This is a genomic window from Paenibacillus silvestris (assembly GCF_009882985.1).
GTDB classification, from domain to species: Bacteria; Bacillota; Bacilli; order Paenibacillales; family NBRC-103111; genus Paenibacillus_E; species Paenibacillus_E silvestris.
Map to the genome: position 1 here is coordinate 18,891 of NZ_WTUZ01000020.1, position 16,562 is coordinate 35,452.

The 16,562-nt window shown below is 45.6% G+C and carries 17 protein-coding genes; 10 read left to right on the forward strand and 7 right to left on the reverse strand.

Annotated elements, in window-relative coordinates:
• Positions 1 to 7 precede the first annotated feature (7 nt).
• Positions 8 to 814, forward strand: a complete 807-nt coding sequence (locus GQF01_RS15440) for a histidinol-phosphatase (RefSeq protein WP_161407658.1) — start codon at positions 8 to 10, stop codon at positions 812 to 814.
• Positions 815 to 866: 52 nt separating this feature from the next.
• Here GQF01_RS15440 and GQF01_RS15445 read toward each other — a convergent pair whose 3' ends face one another.
• On the reverse strand, positions 867 to 3,161 hold the full coding sequence (locus GQF01_RS15445) for a bifunctional diguanylate cyclase/phosphodiesterase (protein ID WP_161407659.1): 2,295 nt from the start codon (positions 3,159 to 3,161) through the stop codon (positions 867 to 869).
• A gap of 221 nt (positions 3,162 to 3,382) precedes the next feature.
• Here GQF01_RS15445 and GQF01_RS15450 point away from each other — a divergent pair, with 221 nt between their 5' ends.
• Positions 3,383 to 4,267, forward strand: a complete 885-nt coding sequence (locus GQF01_RS15450) for a helix-turn-helix domain-containing protein (RefSeq protein ID WP_161407660.1) — start codon at positions 3,383 to 3,385, stop codon at positions 4,265 to 4,267.
• Positions 4,268 to 4,301: 34 nt separating this feature from the next.
• Positions 4,302 to 5,372, forward strand: a complete 1,071-nt coding sequence (locus tag GQF01_RS15455; protein WP_161407661.1) for a ParB/RepB/Spo0J family partition protein — start codon at positions 4,302 to 4,304, stop codon at positions 5,370 to 5,372.
• On the opposite strand, the gene GQF01_RS15460 is transcribed toward GQF01_RS15455, so the two are convergent.
• The 3 genes from GQF01_RS15460 to GQF01_RS15470 form a co-directional block, all read right to left on the reverse strand.
• Positions 5,364 to 5,867 carry a GNAT family N-acetyltransferase gene (locus tag GQF01_RS15460; RefSeq protein ID WP_235959758.1) on the reverse strand — a complete coding sequence of 168 codons (504 nt, stop codon included), beginning with the start codon at positions 5,865 to 5,867 and terminating at the stop codon, positions 5,364 to 5,366. The genes GQF01_RS15455 and GQF01_RS15460 overlap by 9 nt on opposite strands.
• A gap of 31 nt (positions 5,868 to 5,898) precedes the next feature.
• Positions 5,899 to 6,405, reverse strand: coding sequence for a CYTH domain-containing protein (locus GQF01_RS15465; RefSeq protein WP_161407662.1), 507 nt, complete (start codon positions 6,403 to 6,405; stop codon positions 5,899 to 5,901).
• A 78-nt stretch (positions 6,406 to 6,483) separates the two neighbouring features.
• A complete protein-coding gene (locus tag GQF01_RS15470) occupies positions 6,484 to 7,302 on the reverse strand; it encodes a helix-turn-helix transcriptional regulator (protein ID WP_161407663.1) in 819 nt (272 codons plus the stop codon).
• A gap of 113 nt (positions 7,303 to 7,415) precedes the next feature.
• On the opposite strand from GQF01_RS15470, the gene GQF01_RS15475 reads away from it, so the two are divergent.
• Positions 7,416 to 9,122: a glycoside hydrolase family 2 protein gene (locus tag GQF01_RS15475; protein ID WP_161407664.1), complete on the forward strand. Its 1,707-nt coding sequence runs from the start codon at positions 7,416 to 7,418 to the stop codon at positions 9,120 to 9,122.
• A 348-nt stretch (positions 9,123 to 9,470) separates the two neighbouring features.
• On the opposite strand, the gene GQF01_RS15480 is transcribed toward GQF01_RS15475, so the two are convergent.
• Complete coding sequence (locus GQF01_RS15480; protein ID WP_161407665.1) at positions 9,471 to 10,250, reverse strand: APH(3') family aminoglycoside O-phosphotransferase; 780 nt, start codon at positions 10,248 to 10,250, stop codon at positions 9,471 to 9,473.
• 32 nt (positions 10,251 to 10,282) lie between these two features.
• Positions 10,283 to 10,858, reverse strand: coding sequence for an AAA family ATPase (locus GQF01_RS15485; protein WP_161407666.1), 576 nt, complete (start codon positions 10,856 to 10,858; stop codon positions 10,283 to 10,285).
• A gap of 275 nt (positions 10,859 to 11,133) precedes the next feature.
• Here GQF01_RS15485 and corA point away from each other — a divergent pair, with 275 nt between their 5' ends.
• The 6 genes from corA to GQF01_RS15510 all read left to right on the forward strand — a co-directional run bounded on the left by corA (position 11,134) and on the right by GQF01_RS15510 (position 16,003).
• Complete coding sequence (corA, locus tag GQF01_RS15490; RefSeq protein WP_161407667.1) at positions 11,134 to 12,084, forward strand: magnesium/cobalt transporter CorA; 951 nt, start codon at positions 11,134 to 11,136, stop codon at positions 12,082 to 12,084.
• A gap of 66 nt (positions 12,085 to 12,150) precedes the next feature.
• Entirely contained in the window at positions 12,151 to 12,831 is a 681-nt protein-coding gene (locus tag GQF01_RS15495) for a response regulator transcription factor (RefSeq protein ID WP_161407668.1), read from the forward strand.
• Positions 12,828 to 13,271, forward strand: a complete 444-nt coding sequence (locus tag GQF01_RS36310; protein WP_235959761.1) for a hypothetical protein — start codon at positions 12,828 to 12,830, stop codon at positions 13,269 to 13,271. Before GQF01_RS15495 ends, GQF01_RS36310 begins: the two co-directional genes overlap by 4 nt.
• 31 nt (positions 13,272 to 13,302) lie before the next feature.
• Complete coding sequence (locus tag GQF01_RS15500) at positions 13,303 to 14,193, forward strand: HAMP domain-containing sensor histidine kinase (RefSeq protein WP_235959764.1); 891 nt, start codon at positions 13,303 to 13,305, stop codon at positions 14,191 to 14,193.
• Between the two features lie 108 nt (positions 14,194 to 14,301).
• On the forward strand, positions 14,302 to 15,147 hold the full coding sequence (locus GQF01_RS15505) for a hypothetical protein (protein WP_161407669.1): 846 nt from the start codon (positions 14,302 to 14,304) through the stop codon (positions 15,145 to 15,147).
• Between the two features lie 25 nt (positions 15,148 to 15,172).
• On the forward strand, positions 15,173 to 16,003 hold the full coding sequence (locus GQF01_RS15510) for a S41 family peptidase (RefSeq protein WP_161407670.1): 831 nt from the start codon (positions 15,173 to 15,175) through the stop codon (positions 16,001 to 16,003).
• A 7-nt stretch (positions 16,004 to 16,010) separates the two neighbouring features.
• Here the strand turns inward: GQF01_RS15510 and GQF01_RS15515 are convergent, their stop codons facing one another.
• Complete coding sequence (locus tag GQF01_RS15515) at positions 16,011 to 16,514, reverse strand: DinB family protein (RefSeq protein WP_161407671.1); 504 nt, start codon at positions 16,512 to 16,514, stop codon at positions 16,011 to 16,013.
• Between the last annotated feature and the right edge of the window lie 48 nt (positions 16,515 to 16,562).

The following is a 16,562-nucleotide window of genomic DNA, read 5'->3' on the forward strand; positions in this document are numbered from 1 at the left end:
TTCTCGTATGAAATTCGACCTACATACCCATCACGATCGGTGCGGGCACGCCCAGGATAAAATTCGCGACTATATCGAAGCCGCCATTGCCGGCGGTCTACAGGCGATTGGAATCTCAGACCACTCTCCCTACTTCGGAAGTCCGGAAGATCACGCACAACCTTTAATCGCCATGGCCAAAAGCGAATTTCCCCGATACATCGAGGAAGTGCTTCAGCTTAAAAAAGAATACGAAGGTAAAATTGATGTACTGTTAGGCGTAGAATCCGACTATTTCCCTGAGCATGTTGATGTCTACCGTCAGGAGTACGCCAAATATCCGTTCGACTACATTATTGGTTCCGTGCACTTATCCGGCGGTGTCAGTATTTTCAATCGCAACAGGTGGAAAAATTTGAATGATATGCAGAAAATCGAGCATAAAGAAGAGTACTATCGTCTTATTGCAGAATCGGCTCGCTCCGGCATGTTCAACATCCTTGGACATATTGATGCTATGAAAGGCTTTTATCCAGCTTTCTCTGACATCCCGACACCAGCAGTCAACGAAACTTTGAAAGTCATTGGTGAGTCTGGTGTAGCCATCGAAATCAATACATCAGGTAAGACCAAAGATGTCGGAGGCTGGTACCCTTCGCACGCGATGTTAGAACAAGCCCTTCACTATGGCGTTGAGGTAACGTTCGGCTCTGATGCGCATATCCCAAGCCGCGTTGGCGATGACTGGGAAGATGTGAGCAAAACGCTGAAAGAGATTGGCTTCAAACATTGGGTTTACTTCAAAAATAAACAAAAACAAGTTGTCCCTCTATAAAAAAAGGCTGTCCCAAAAGTAGATTGTTCTACTCAGGGGCAGCCTCTTTCGTTTAAGTTTCTTTCATAAAACCAAGCTTGGGTTGCAAACACTCTTGTAATATGGCTTGCGTCTGATCAGCCGGCATGGGTCGGAAGAAGTAGTAGCCTTGAATTTGACTGCAACCATTGGCAACCAGGAAGCGAGCTTGTTCTTCTGTCTCAACGCCTTCAGCAATGATTTGCAGTTGAAAAGATTTGGCCACTGAAATGATCGCTTTGATCATAGCCCGATCCTTGTCATCGGTTTGTACGCCGCGGACAAACGATTGGTCCAGCTTAATTTTGGTAACGGGAAACCTTTTTAAATAGCTGAGTGAAGAATAATGCGTGCCGAAATCGTCAACGGAAATCGCAATTCCTAACTTACGCAAACGGCCGAGCGCCTCCAGCTGGTCATCCCGCATCGCGACATTTTCTGTGATTTCAATTTCCAGATACTTCGCCTCGAGGCCTGTTTCGTCCAAAATTTGAATCACTTTATCGACAAACCGATCATCGTTTAACTGCTTAACGGAGAGGTTAACAGATATCGTTAACGGTTCTTCCAATCTGTCATGCCAAGACTTCATCTGCAGACATGCTCCCCGCATCACCCACTCACCGATGGCGACGATGAATCCCATTTCTTCAGCAATCGGAATAAATTCTGAAGGGGAAATGTATCCCTTCAACGTATGATTCCAGCGCAGCAAGGCTTCAACACCTATGACTTTACCCAATAGACAATCAACCTGAGGTTGATAAACAATCTCGAGTTCGTTCCGTTCAATGGATTGACGAAGGTGGTTCTCCATTTCGAGCTTGGATACGGAATTCATCGCCATTTGCTTATCGAAGAAGCTGTAGGAGCTGCCGGTCTCTTTTTTGGCCATATACATCGCGATATCCGCATTCTTAAGCAGTGATTCCCATGTCAATCCGCCGTAAGGATATTGTACAATCCCTATGCTTGCATTGATGAAAAAAGCACGACCCGCAATCAGGCACGGCGGCTTCATGATCTCAATTAACTGCTCGCAAAAGCGCTGTACGTCCTGTTCATCCGGACAATCTTCGAGCAGAATCGCAAACTCATCCCCGCCGAATCTGGCGAATGTGTGACAGTGGAGCTCGGATTGCTGAATCCGGTTTACAACCTCACGCAGCATCAGATCACCCATATGATGACCATGCGAATCATTGACCATTTTAAAATTATCCAAGTCAAAAAACAGCACCGCCAGCGAAGTATGATTGATTTCGTTGTAGACGATCTGCTCCTTCAAAACCATTTGAAAATAGGCGCGATTATGAATCCCTGTCAGCACATCATGGTAGGCCAGATAAGACAGCATGTGTTCGGATTCCTGCAGCCTTTTGGTCGAATCCTGCAGTTCCTGCTGTCCAGCTACCAGTTCCTCATTCACCGCCGTCAAATGTTCATTGGCGAGCTGCAGCTCTTGCGTACGCTCATGAACAGACTTGCTTAACGTGTCCCGCTGCCTAACCATATAAAGAAAGAAGAGCAAACCAAGGACCAATATCGTAATGAATGAGGCTCGCGTCACTAAAATCTGCTGATTGATGCTCTGCGCCGCACTGCTTGGAGGAAGCGCCCCAAGCTCCCAACTATTATCCGCAAGCTCTATGACGGCCTTCGTGTGCTTTGCTTGGAAAACCGAGTCATCGCCAAAAAAGGCAGGTTGACCTGGGTTGCGGATGGCGAGTCTAGCATTTCTTGGATCCCCATTCTTCATGCCCGCTTCAGCAAGCAATTGATCCACATCAACTCCAACGGATACGAATCCCCAGAATTCCCCGTCTTGGTAAATCGCTTTGCGTGCTACTAAACCGTTCATCCCCTGCAGCAGCTTATACGGACCATCCATGGTCATTTTCTTCGTTTGAAGCGCATGTAAAATTTGCTGTTGTACATTCATCCTAGGGTCGTTCAACAAATCCCAATTCAGTATGCTTTCATTGCCCTTAAGTGGGAACACGTCTTTCACAATTCCTTTGGGCGCGATAATTAAATTAAGTGTTGAAGCCTGTGCTCCAAGATACAGAGAGGCAATGTAATTCAAAACCTCTTGGTTATCTTTGTTTTCCAAATAATTAGAACTGACATAGGCCTCTAAACTGACCATTAAGTTAAAATTGCGGTCAATCACGGATTGCAATACCAATGCCCTCGAGGATAATTGCGACTGTTCGGTCATTCTAAGTTCATTAAATAAGGAGTCTTTATACTTACTGAAAACAAACTCAGAGGAAGAGACCAATAGGATGAAAACTAGAGCTATTATTGTGTACTGCATTGTTTTCATGCAACTTTACTCCCGTCAACCCGAAACTTTTTGCGTCATAATTCGACATCATTCCTCTCTATTATTTCATCTGCGAACCACTAGATCAATCTTTTTATTCGAATGGCGCTACTTCCAAAATCAGGATATATCAAATAACTTGGAGCCGGAATAGGTCTTGCACTTTTCCCAGATAGTGTGAAACAATAGAGGCAAGTCACACCCTTGTGGGGGGATGTCCAATGAAGACTCATCTCGGAACACTCGGAAATCTGCGTCCTACGGTTAACTTTAGTAATTATTTTCAAGCTGCAGCCGGTACTTTTTGGGGACCACGGACGATTCCTGACTGCCAGCTCATCCTTCTGGTTGCTGGATCTGCCAGTTTCGAATTCGCAGGGAAATGCCTGAATTTACTGCCGGGGAATTGTCTGTTCTATGGCTCAGACACGCCGCATCGTTTGGCGATTTCATCAAGCGGTCCCTCGACGCTGGGCAGCATCCATTTCAGCTGGGACTCCGTCTCGAGTGAAGCTATTCATCCAGAACCGACCATCATTTTACATACGAGAGATCAGCTAGTAAGACCTGCCAAAACCTATACCGTTCATGTGGAAGGTCATGGAGACGTGGATATGTGGCATTTCTACGAGTTTACACAGCTGGAAAGCCTGTTCGCGCGAATTGCCAAGGAATTCGTCCATCAGGAGCCTGGCTATGGTTCGATTGCTCGCGGTTATCTCATTCAAATCCTTACGTCCTTGATACGCTACCAAATGGACAAACGGTTTCGCGCTGCAACCGAGCACAGCAAAATTGCAGCATCCATTGAGGCGATTCGGCAAGATGCGTCCCGCAATTGGTCGACGCCTGAGCTTGCTGCTATATGCGGCTACCATCCCACTTACTTCGCAGAGCTGTTCCGCGAAGCAACCGGCTATGCCCCGAAGCACTATTTGGTTCTGGAAAGAGTGAAACAAGCGCAGCTGCTCCTGCTGCACGAACCCACGATTGAAGCCGTTGCGATGAAATTAGGATATTCCAGCATTCATTATTTTTGCCGAAATTTCAAGGCTGTTACCGGGCTGACCCCAACGGAGTTTAAACAACGCAATGTCGAGCTTTAGATTTAGATGAAACCTGAACGATTGGAGATATGTTATGGACATTATTGAAATTCCTATCGCATTAATTGATGAAGACACGGACCAGCCCAGATATCAGTTCGATGAAGAAGCCCTTCAAGAACTCATGAAAAGTATTGAGGAAATTGGTTTGCTTTCACCGATTAAAGTAAGAACAACAGCTAACAACCGCTACAAAATCATTTATGGGAACCGCAGGTATAAAGCCAGTAAAATGCTCGGAAAGCCAACCATGTCCTGTATTGTGTCTACTGTGACAGATGAGATGGAAATCTATTTGGAGCAAATTGCGGAGAACTTGACGCGGGAAGGCTTTTCCCCGATTGAGGAAGCCGAGGCTTTTCATAAGCTGATGAACGATGCGAAATTCAGCTCTTCTATTAAATACCTCTCCAGTAAACTAGGTAAACCTGAATCTTACATCAAAAATAAATGTGATCTATTAAAATTCGGCAACAGTGTCAAAAAGCTGATCGTTAGCGGCACAGAAATTCGCAAGGACAAGCTGACAGAAGATCAACTGCTGCCAATTAAGGATTTGGCCATCGAGCATCGTGATCCACTTGCCTTGATTATTGCCAGAGACGAAATGCCGGTAAGCGACGTGAAAAAAATCGCCAAAATGTTCAAGGATAAAGAGATTTCGGAGAGCACCAAAGGGAAGCTCTTGTACAAATCGGGGAACGAATTGGTCGAAACGTGGTCTGTTTTTCAAAACAACCGCGCAGAACGGGCTAAACCTGCTCCTGCCAAGGCTCCAACTAAAGTGCAGAAAGCAGAAAAAGCCAGCACGGCAATCGATACGCCTCTGGCGGAGCACAACGGGCTATCCTTGCCAAGCAGCCCATCTCAACAAGATGAGACGGCGACAATAACGACAATGGCAATGGCCCCTATTCAAATTAAGCTGCAGCAGCTTCTCTCCGTTGTACAAGCTCCAAGTACGAGCGATTTGCAGAGCGAGGCTTCCAAGCTCGACGACAGCGACAAAGACAAGTTTCTGAGCGATGTCAGTACACTGGTCGAGCATTTGGAAAAGCAATTAGATGAATGGAAAAAAGTCAGAGAGCTTGCTCTTTCAAAATAGCTTCTTAGCATAACAGTGCCTCGGCAGACCACCGTACATCGGGCGGGAGAATTGCAGCGTTAATCCAGCTGATTCTAGATTTTGGCGGCTTACTACGTTGTCTGGGTGAACAGTTGCATAGAGATATAGCATATCCTTCTCCCGTGCGCGCTGTTCTCTGAAGGCGTGGAAACGCCGCTGCAGTCCTTGTCCTCTCGCTGATTCATGGACGATGGTGCCTTCCAGGGAAGCAACTCTAGGCAGCTCTGCCTCTGGTACGCCAAACTCACGTCCGAGATTACTGGCGCTTAACCCAGGGAACGCGATCACCGTATAAGCAACGAGTGTATCTCCCAGATAAGCGCCATACATCTCACCTTTTTGCTCAACATATTCGTACAGTGCTTCCAAACGATCCATGGAATATAGAGCGCTGGACGGCAGCCGTGAAACCACACCCACGAGCAGTTCTTGCACCTGTGGGACGTCCTGCTCCCCTAGTCGTCTTATGTCCAAAATGAGATGTCCCTCCTTCAAGTGTTCTTCTTTAATCCCCCATGGCAGACTTCTTTTGCAAGGCAACCCACATGGACTTGTTACGGAATTCGTCCTCAGAGCCCAGCTCACGTCCGAACCATGCAGGAGCTACAAATTGCTCAGCCGCTTCGATGCTCGGAAACTCGACCTCAACCACCGCTAAATCTACTTGCTTGTATTCGTCAATTTCAAAGTAAAGCCCCGCATGTTCAACCGTAGTACGAATCTTCTCTAACGGAATCAACCCCGTGTGATCCAACAACTGTTTATAGACAGTCTCAGAGATGTTGTACTCAATTTCTTCCCGAACCATTCCATGACCGGATTTGAACGTATGTGTAAAATGCGACTCGCCAGAGCTATCAACCAGCTGACGCACCCGAATTTCCTGATCCTCCGAAAAAGCTAAATACGTTTGATAAATGTACTGCTTGGATACTAGCTTAATTTCTTGCTTGTCCAACTCAGCTGCAGGAAATGCAGGCAATAAAAATTTTTTCTCAATTTCGGCACTCATAGGTAAAGCCCCTCTCCCAAACCAAATCTTATTTTAAACATCATTTTACCATAAAAATGCTTGCGCAACCTGACCGAGCTATTTATGCAAAGCTCTGAATCGAGCTGGGGAAACTTCATTCCATGCCCGAAACATTTTACCAAAATGAAACTCATCAGCAAAACCGCAAGCGACCGCGATCGCTTTCATAGGCTCTTCCGTTAGCAGCAGCAATGTTTTGGCTTTCTCATTACGAATTCGGTTCAAGTACTCCTTGGGGGATATACCGGTTTGCTGCATAAACATTTTCCGTAATTGAGACACAGAAATATGAAAATTCCGCGCCAGCTCCTCCATCTTGAGAGGACGGTTGTAGCAGGTTTCCATCCAAAACTTCGCTTGCTGATAAGCTTTCATATACGGGTCAGTCGATGCGTGCGTGTCTCTCATATAATGAAGCAATCTGGATAGCACATATTGAAACTCGGCTTGTCTTTCATGCGGATCAGTCCCTTGGATCGACCACATTTGCTTAAACTGTTCATGAATCCATACGGCCTGTTCCGGGGAATACAGTTTGATAAAAGGCAGGTCAAGCGTGTCTAGATACACTGGCTTTTGCCAGATCGCATGCTCGTAAGGCACATCAAAAGCATCAAATAAAAGCATTCGGATGTAGAGCGGTTGATCGGTGGAAGATGACATCGTCAGAGAAAAACCGGGTTTCAGATAGATCAGCGTCCCTGTCTTCACTTGGATGGGCTCTTCGTCAGGTGAATGCGAAAATTCCCCCTCCCCGCTCATGATCCAGTAAAGCGAATGAACATCCATCGTATTGCGAATATCCTTCCAGCCAGGTACGGGAAGCTTCTCATAAGTTAGACGAAGATGATAAATTCTGTGAGCTTTCGATTCCATATAGCCACCACCTGCAAAGCGATTTTGACAAATGATAAAATCCTTTATCCATAGATCATACCCATTCCTCCATGATACGCTTTACGAAACAGACATGAAAGGGGATTTTTCCTTTGATTCGTACTTTTGGACAACATATCCTTCGCAAAACTCGCACACTTGATGGTCTATGGGATTTTGTCACAGATCCAAGTAATTTAGGTACTACCGAAGAATGGTACAAGAAATTTCCTGCTGATTCCCGTAAGCTCGTTGTTCCTTCCTGTTGGAATAATGAATTAGGCTTATTCGAATATATTGGCGCCGCATGGTACCGCACCTATTTCGATACAACACAAGACAGCAACATTCGGTTGATCTTTGAGGGCATTCTTCATCATGCGGATATCTATGTAGATGGTCTGCATCTCGGGTATCATTTTGGAGGATATACACAGTTCAGCACGCTGCTTCCGCATTTGGCTCAAGGCCAGCATGAACTTATTATTCGCGTAGACAGCACGTTGGACTGGCAGACACTGCCGACCGATGTGGCCGATTGGTACTCTTACGGCGGTATTATCCGTTCCGTAGAGCTGCAAGAGCTGCCTGATGTCTACATTGATACGATGAAAATCGATTATCATCTCACAGGCGATCAAGCGGATATCAGCTTACAAGTCCAAGTCAACTCTTTGAGCAATACCGACAGCGAAGTCGAGGTTAATGCTTCTACAAATGGACTCGTTTTCCCGGCTGTAACCGTACAACTACTAGCAGGTCAATCCACACAATTGACCCTACGCGGAACCCTTGCTAACATCCGTAGATGGGATGTGGGCCAACCAGAACTATATACGTTCAAGGTACAAGCGGGTGAGGACGACCTTATTGACCGTACAGGATTTCGTACTGTTTCCGTCGACAATGGCCAGATCCTTTTGAACGGGAAAAAGCTCTATCTACAAGGGGTTAACCGGCACGAAGAGCATCCCGAGTGGGGCTTTGCTTTCCCTCCTAAGCTCATGCTGAAAGACCTCTCTATTCTGCAAGATCTAGGCTGCAACATTGTGCGCGGCTCGCATTATCCGCAAAGCCAGTTCTGGATGGATTTACTGGATGAACATGGCATGCTTTTGTGGAGCGAAATACCGATGTGGGGCTGTTTTATGAGTGTAGAAACACTGGCTAGCCCTCTCTTTGCAGAACGTGGCGTTAAGATGCTGGATGAAATGATTACCCGGGATTATCATCATCCTTCCATTATTTTCTGGGGAGCTCATAATGAAATTGATACACGCACGACGGAGGCGCTTGAGCTTACGAAAAAGTTTGTGGGTAAAATCCGCAGCATGGACGAAAGCCGTCTAGTCACCTACGCTACCATGCACCCCGTGGAAGATATCGTGCTGTCTTACTTCGATGTCATCGGCATCAATAAATATTACGGCTGGTATGAAGGCAACGTAAACGGATTCCGCGATATGCTGCAAAACTATTATCGCAATGCTGAAGCGCAAGGCGCTGGGGACAAGCCGCTGATCATGAGCGAGTTCGGGGCAGCCGGTATTTTCGGTGACGCAGGCTGGGAACCGCGCTTGTTCAGTGAAGACTATCAGGCTGATGTTGTGCAGCAGGCGCTGCAGATTTTCCGTGAGGATCCGCGCATCGTCGGAACACTGATTTGGCATTTCGCCGACATCCGCGTCGATGTGCGCAGTGATCGCCCTTATTTCCGCGATCGCGCGCGGAGCTTTAACAACAAAGGATTGCTGAATGAGTATCGCAAGCCTAAGCTGGCTTACCGGATCGTGAAGGAAATCTATCGTTCGAAGCGATAAATAAGAAGGGACCTGGCCTTGGCGGCTAGGTCCCTTTTTTGAGCGGTGCTGGCTCGGCGAGTTCGGCGAGATGAAGACGAAGTCATGAGCTGCGGGAGTGGCAGTGGTGATGGCTGTGATGGCTGTGATGGCAGTGGTGACAAAGGGAGACAAAGGGAGGCAAAGGGAACTACAGGGCGCTATTCGAGCAAAATAGCTGATTTCTGCATATGAGCGGAACTACAGGGTCTTATATCCCCTCGGATGACTGAATGTCAGCCGAATTCGATGAAATAGCGGAACGTAGTTCCCTCCGAGCGGCGACATAGCCATTTTTCGGCCAAATAGCGGACTGTAGTTCCTCTGCACTTAGAAAAACTCATCCATGAGTTGATAATAGTGGACTTTTGCTTCATCTAAGGCCGTGAGACCATAAGCATCAAGGAAAGTTTGCACATGCTCATTGCCAAAGTTGTACCCTATACTTCGGATCGCCAGGGCTATATCCTGATACCGATCTGCGATTCCCGCCCTGCCCCAATCAATAAAACCATGAACCCTTCCATCCTTGAGGATGATATTGGGTAAACAGTAATCCCCGTGCGTAAAAACCAAATCTTCGCTCTCCGGCTTCAAGTCCAGGAGCTCCTGCACCAAATTTTCCGCCGTGCGTCCTTCTCTTTGCTGGTCAAAATCCTCCTCGTCAACAAGCTGCTGCTCCACTCGTCTTCTGGCTTCCACCACTTTCGCATTCAGTGTTTTGTCAAAAGGGCAGCCCTCAACAGGTACTTCGTGTACAGCTCTAAGGCCAATGGCTAATTGCTGCATTAATTGCGGAAGCATGCTTTCGTAAGACTTATCCGAGGCGTTGATTCCCTCGATCTCTGTCATTAGCATGAATTCATTGGCGTCGTCTTGTCCGTAATAGACAACCTCTGGGACAGGTAGCCTCCCTTGCAGCCAGACTAACCGTTCTTTCTCCCAATAAAGGCTTTCAGCCGCGGTGAGGGATTGGATTTTTATGTATAAGTTCGATGAAGCACCCGACAATAAGTAGGTTTGAGATTGCGATAAACCGAGCGTTATTCTTTGCCATTCGTAACCTCTGAGCAGTTGGGACAATTCCGCTGGAAGCGTCATATCATGCATGCTGCTGTTCCCCCGTCGTGGATTTAGATGGCTTAAGAGTTCAACAAAGCTGTCTGGATCGATTTCATTAAAAGCGTATAATCAAAACTGTCAGGAGTAGTTGTGTCAATTTCTGCGATTGTACCGCCAAGCGTTAGCGGAGTAAGATGCCCTCGTAAAATTCTCTCCTTGTTTTCTTCCTGCTCAATCCATGCCAAGTCAGAGTGACCAGCATGGCGTTCTTTTGCCCCCATACGCGCAAGGAATCGTTCTAGAAGCACGTTCCCGTCCGCTCTACACAGGATCTGAAAAGGTTCGAATCCGTAAGCCTTCTGTAGGTTCATAAATTCGGCGCTCCTTAACTCAGGTCGGCCAAAAAAACCTTCAATGATCATAGATTGGCCCGCTGCTAACAAGGTGCTTGCCATGGAGTAGAGCATTGTAAATGCAGTAGGTGCCAATAATGGCGGGCAGCCTTGGCTCTCGCAATCTAACGCATCATATAGGGTCTCATATATGCCGTCCCGCGAGAATAATGGCATGCGCAGGTCTTGTTCAAGGCGCTTCGCTAGGGTTGTTTTGCCTGTACCCGGGAGGCCATTGACTATAATAACTAAGGGCTTTGACACGAACAGCACCTCCGATCCCTAAAAAAAGGGACCTAGCCAACGGGGCCAGGTCCAAAGTTTATATTAAAAAAGGGGGTCTTGTTTATTATAATACCCCACTTATATTAGAGGACTGTAACAGAAATATTCCAATTGTGTTACAAAATACTCACACAAACCCTGTTTCTTGCTTTTACCACAAAAATCGCCGGATTATTGCCCAGGAAATTCTGCTCTGATGTCATTGTATGGTAAAATAAGAAATTAATAACGTATTTGAACCTAGGAGTTTTGTTATGATTCGTTCACTAGCGGTTACAACCGATAATACGGTACATCACGATATCCCACTCCGCCAACTCAATGACGCCAACATAAAATGGTATTGGGTTGACTTTCACAATCCCAGCGAAGAGGAAGCATTGGAGTTAAAGGACCATTTTCATTTTCACCCATTGGCCATTGAAGACTGCTTCTATTTGCTGCAAAGACCGAAGATGGACCATTACGAAAATGTCCATTTCTTTGTCATGCACGCAATGAATGCTAAGACACTGGATGCGGAAGAAGTGGACATGTTTGTGGGAAGCAACTACATCGTCACGTTCCATCAACATGATTCCAGAGAAATTGAGGATGCCTGGTGCCGACTGTCCGAGCTAGAAAACTTGCGAAGCGAAGGCCATATTTATGCCGCTTACTTAGTGCTTGACAATTTGGTTGATCAGTATTTCCCAAGTGTGTATCAAATAGAGGATCAACTGAGCGAGATTGAGAACAATGTACACTCGGAGAGCATTGAGGTGCTCATGAATGATATTTTTGAAATCCGCTCCAAGCTGCTAAAAATACGCAGGACGATCGTACCTATGCGCGATCTTCTGTACAGGGTCATCAATACGGATCGAATTGAACAATTTCGAGCGCACATTGTATTCTTTACGGATATTCATGATCATTTGCTTAAACTTTCTGAGATGATTGAATCCAACCGGGATATGACGGCCGATATGCGCGACAGTTACATCTCCTTGAATTCCAATCGAATGAACAACATTATGAAAACATTGACGGTCATAACCACGATTTTCATGCCATTGACGTTCATTGCCGGACTATACGGGATGAATTTCGCCTATATGCCCGAATTGAAGTGGCACTGGGGCTATTTTGCTATTCTCATCTTCATGTTCGGCATAGGTCTTGGCATGTTCGCTTGGTTCTGGAAAAAGGGCTGGTTTAAGTAGCACTTTACTAGATCAACTCATAAATTAGAACCCCGAAAATAGTTATCAAAAGGAGTTAGTCTACGAGTGACCAAAATACTTATTGCCGATGATGACCGGCATATTCGCGAGCTGATGGGCCTTTTTCTGCAAAATGAAGGATTTGACATTATTGAAGCAGGAAATGGAGAAGAAGCTCTCTCGGTGCTGGAGGATACAGTCGTTGAACTTGTCATACTTGATATTATGATGCCACTGCTGGATGGCTGGGATTTATGCAAAGAAATCAGAAGCCGGGATCCTCATATCCTCCTGTTAATGGTGACAGCGAAAGGAGAATCCGCGCATAAAGTGAAAGGCTTCCAGCTCGGGACGGACGATTATCTGGCAAAACCATTTGATCCGGTAGAGCTCGTACTGCGAGTTAAAGCACTGTTGAAACGTTCCCGGATATTCTCCTCCAAGCTCATACACCTGGGTGAAATTGTGCTGAATCTCAACACTTACAAGGTCGTTCGCGGAAATGAGGAACATTCCCTCCCTTTAAAAGAGTTCGAATTGCTGTGTAAGCTAGCCAGTCATCCCGGCCAAATTTTCACACGGGAGCACCTTATCATTCAAATTTGGGGGACGGACTACGAAGGCGACGACAGGACCGTGGATGTGCACATCAAGAGGCTCCGACAGAGATTTGCCAGTGATATCAACCATTTCTATATTGAAACAACACGAGGTCTTGGATACAGACTTGTGGTTGTTGCACAATGAAGAGTTTATATGTTCGTGTGGTGCTCACCTTTTTAGCTGCAATCGTCATCGGCTTAATCTCATCCTTCATTATCGGAGTCGCCATCTTCCAAAAAGAGTTAAACGAAATAGGACAGAACGATATGATGAAGGTAAGCAATAATATTGTGGGGCTTTATCAACAAACGCAGCCTCAGGATCTGGAAGCTTTCATGGAGAAGACATCTCAGATAACCGCGTACCCGATTCAGGTTTTTACTACCTCTGGTGAAATCAAATTATTTTGGTCGGATAATAAAGGGCAAGTTGCTGCTATTGACCAAGCTCCCCTCCAACAGGTGCTGAAAGGCGGCACATATCGATCAGAAGTTAAAGCGGAAGGAGTCATGTATGTCGGGCTACCGTTTGTGTTCAAAGGTGAAAATTATGCTCTTTTTTTTACTGTCATCCACCAAAAATGAGAAGACTCTATATCGATTTCTAATTACTATTTTGCTGCTGGTACTCGTTATAGGAAGCTTGTGCATTCTAATTGCTGCGCGTTTCCTGGTAATGCCCCTTAAATTATTGACCAAAGCCACCAAACGACTTGCTAAGGGCGATTTCGATGTGAAATTAAAGCTTACGCGAAAAGATGAATTAGGGATTCTTGCCCGAAGCTTCAACGAGACGGCCCGTGAGCTTAAGCAGTTGGAAACGATGCGGCAGGATTTTGTTTCCAATGTTTCGCATGAAATTCAATCACCGTTAACTTCCATTTCGGGTTTTGCGAAAGCACTGAAGCTTGACCATCTGGTAACACCAGAGAATCGGAAGCGGTATTTGGATATCATTCTTATGGAAAGCGATAGACTGTCACGACTTAGCGATAATTTACTCAAGCTTGCTTCCCTCGAATCAACGCATCATCCTTTTGTCTTAAAAACGTTCAACCTCGATGAACAAATCCGACAGGCCGTTGTTTCTTGCGAACCGCTCTGGGCCGCCAAAAACATTCGAATCGACTTGACGCTGCCCATTGCCGCTAAGATCACAGCCGATTACGACCAGCTCAATCAAGTTTGGATTAACCTGCTTGGAAATAGTATCAAATTCACGCCTGATCATGGCACAATCCGGATTGAGCTTCTAACCAATAGCCATGTACATACCGTTTCCATCCAAGATTCAGGGATTGGAATTAAGCCTGAGGAATTGAGTCATATTTTCGTGCGCTTTTACAAAACGGATAAATCTCGTAACAGCCTGGGCAGCGGTCTAGGTCTCGCCATTGTGAAGCAAATTATTGTCAATCATCATGGAAACATTGAAGTAGAAAGCACAGTCGGACAAGGTGCAAAGTTCACCCTATGTATTCCAATCTCTCCGCCAAATAAGCTTTAATTGATTAGCCGGTACCTAGGGGTGCCGGTTTTTGTTATTCACGCTCCGTTCATATTTCTTTTCTAAGCTTTAGAAACATTCTAAGCTTCGTAGGAAGGAGATAACAAAATGATCACGATTGGAAATCTGTTTGGCTCACTCAAGTGGTTCACTGATTATGAATTACTATTACTTGCTATCAATTTCATTGTTTTAGTGTGGTACGCAATACCTATCCAAAAATATGTTAGGTGGTTTGATTTTCTGCCCAGCGCTGGCCTCCTTATCGCGATTGTAAGTGTGTTACAAGGCGATAAAACTATTCTGGCATTGTTACTCTACGCTGTGACCGCGGTAATTTTCTTATGTACAGTCAAGAAAGTATATAGACCGGTTCGTTGCATCCCTATGCCCAAGTACAGAATACTAAGGGTCGTTCTCTGTCTAATTGGTTTCTCCCCTCTTGTCCTATCCATGATGCTGGCAGGTGAGTCCCGTTTCAATCCGGTGAGTCAATTCAGCCATTTAAGCTATTCCCAAGCCTTTGTACGACTGAACGAGCGACTCTCCAGAGAATACCCCTTTGGGGAATGGAAAAAGGTCGACTGGGCGGCACTGAAAGATAAGTATGAACCCCTTTTTCAACAGGCAGAGCAGCAGAAGGATAAAGAATTATATGATAAGACGTTAAGATCGTATCTTTCTTCTTTTCGAGACGGGCATGTCAAAATCATGAATGAGAACTTGTACGATGACAATCAAATATTCAAACGAGAAGTTGGCGGTGGTGTTGGTTTAAGTACGATTCAATTAGATCAAAGCAAGGTAATGGTCAATTTGCTTATAGCAGGCAGTCCTGCTGAACAAAGCGGCATCGAGCTTGGGGCTGAGATCATTTCCTGGGATGGCAAGGAGGCGCGAGAAGCTTATCAGACTACCTCCTGGAGCGAAGCTCCCATGGCTACGGGGGGGTGACCAACTTGCTAATCAAGGAAGGTTCATGACAAGAACGTCCATTGGAAAAGACATTCAGGTAGCTTTTAAAAACAAAGGTGATAACGAAATTAAAAAAGTAACGCTAAAGGCGTATGACGACAATTACGAGACACTAAAAAAGACAAGAGTAAAGTTAACCAAAACGGATGCACCTGTGGAAGGCAAAGTTCTAAGCAACGGGTATGGCTATGTGAAAATGAGATACTTTCTTCCAAGTGCGACCATGACTCATCCAGAAAAAGTGTTCGAAAACCTGTTAAAAGAGTTTGAGGAAAAACAAATAAAAGGCCTGATTATTGATGTTCGGGACAATCCGGGGGGAGATGATGACCTCGTTGCTGCGATGGCAGGTTATTTGGTGAAAGAGCCGAAGTTTTATGAATATGTGAGTTATTACAATCATAGGACTGGTACATTTGAAATCAATCCTAATGAAACTCGTACAATTAAACCCTTAACGCCTTCCTATGACGGAAAGCTAGCTGTTCTGATTAATCAACGAACTGGAAGTTCCGGAGAAGGATTACCGCTTGCAGTCAAGGGCTTGCCCCATGCCCGAATTGTCGGATTTACATCAACAAATGGATCATTTGGAGTTGTATCAAGCCCTATCGTAGTTGAAATGCCGGAAGGTTACGTCCTGCAAATGCCAGACGGAAGATCGCTGAATCAAGAAAAAATGATTCAAGGCGATAGTAACGATAAGGGGTTAGGAGGAGCCATTCCCGATATCAAGATCCCTTTAAATGAGCAAACTTTCGAAGAGAAGTATGTTCGAGGACAAGATGTTGAGCTGAATTATGCGATTGAAGCTCTGCAAAATATGAAGGAATAGGAGTAATTTAGCCCGCATACCAAAACAGCGCAAACTCCGTCATCACAGAGGCGTGCCCCATTTGGCGCAGCATCGCAGTAATATTTCCCCGGTGATAGGTGCCATGATTGACCACTTGAAGGAGCATTTCCGCGCGGCTGGTATCACGCACCCCTGCATAAGGATTATCTAGCACAATCGTCTCCTCTAAGGATTCTTGCGCATCCAGAAATGCTTTGAACCTGTCTGCCAATTGGGCATACATGATTTCTATTTCCTCCATGCTCTTGGTTTCCGCATTAGCCGTCAATTGGCCCGAATCCGTCATGGCTTCCTTCATGCTTTTGCCCTGCATCATATCTAACCAACCGGAATCCACAACATAAATGTGAGCGATGGTCTTAGCCACTGTTGGAAAAACACTTTGAATCTCCTGTGTGTAAATGTCCTGGCCCAGTTTTTTCAAGTGATTCAGCATTGTTTGATTTGCCCATACATGGTAATCGTACATGTTCCGTATTTGCTCTGTCATAATAATCTCTCCCTTGGCTAAATGTCATCTCTCATTGTTACCTTAATC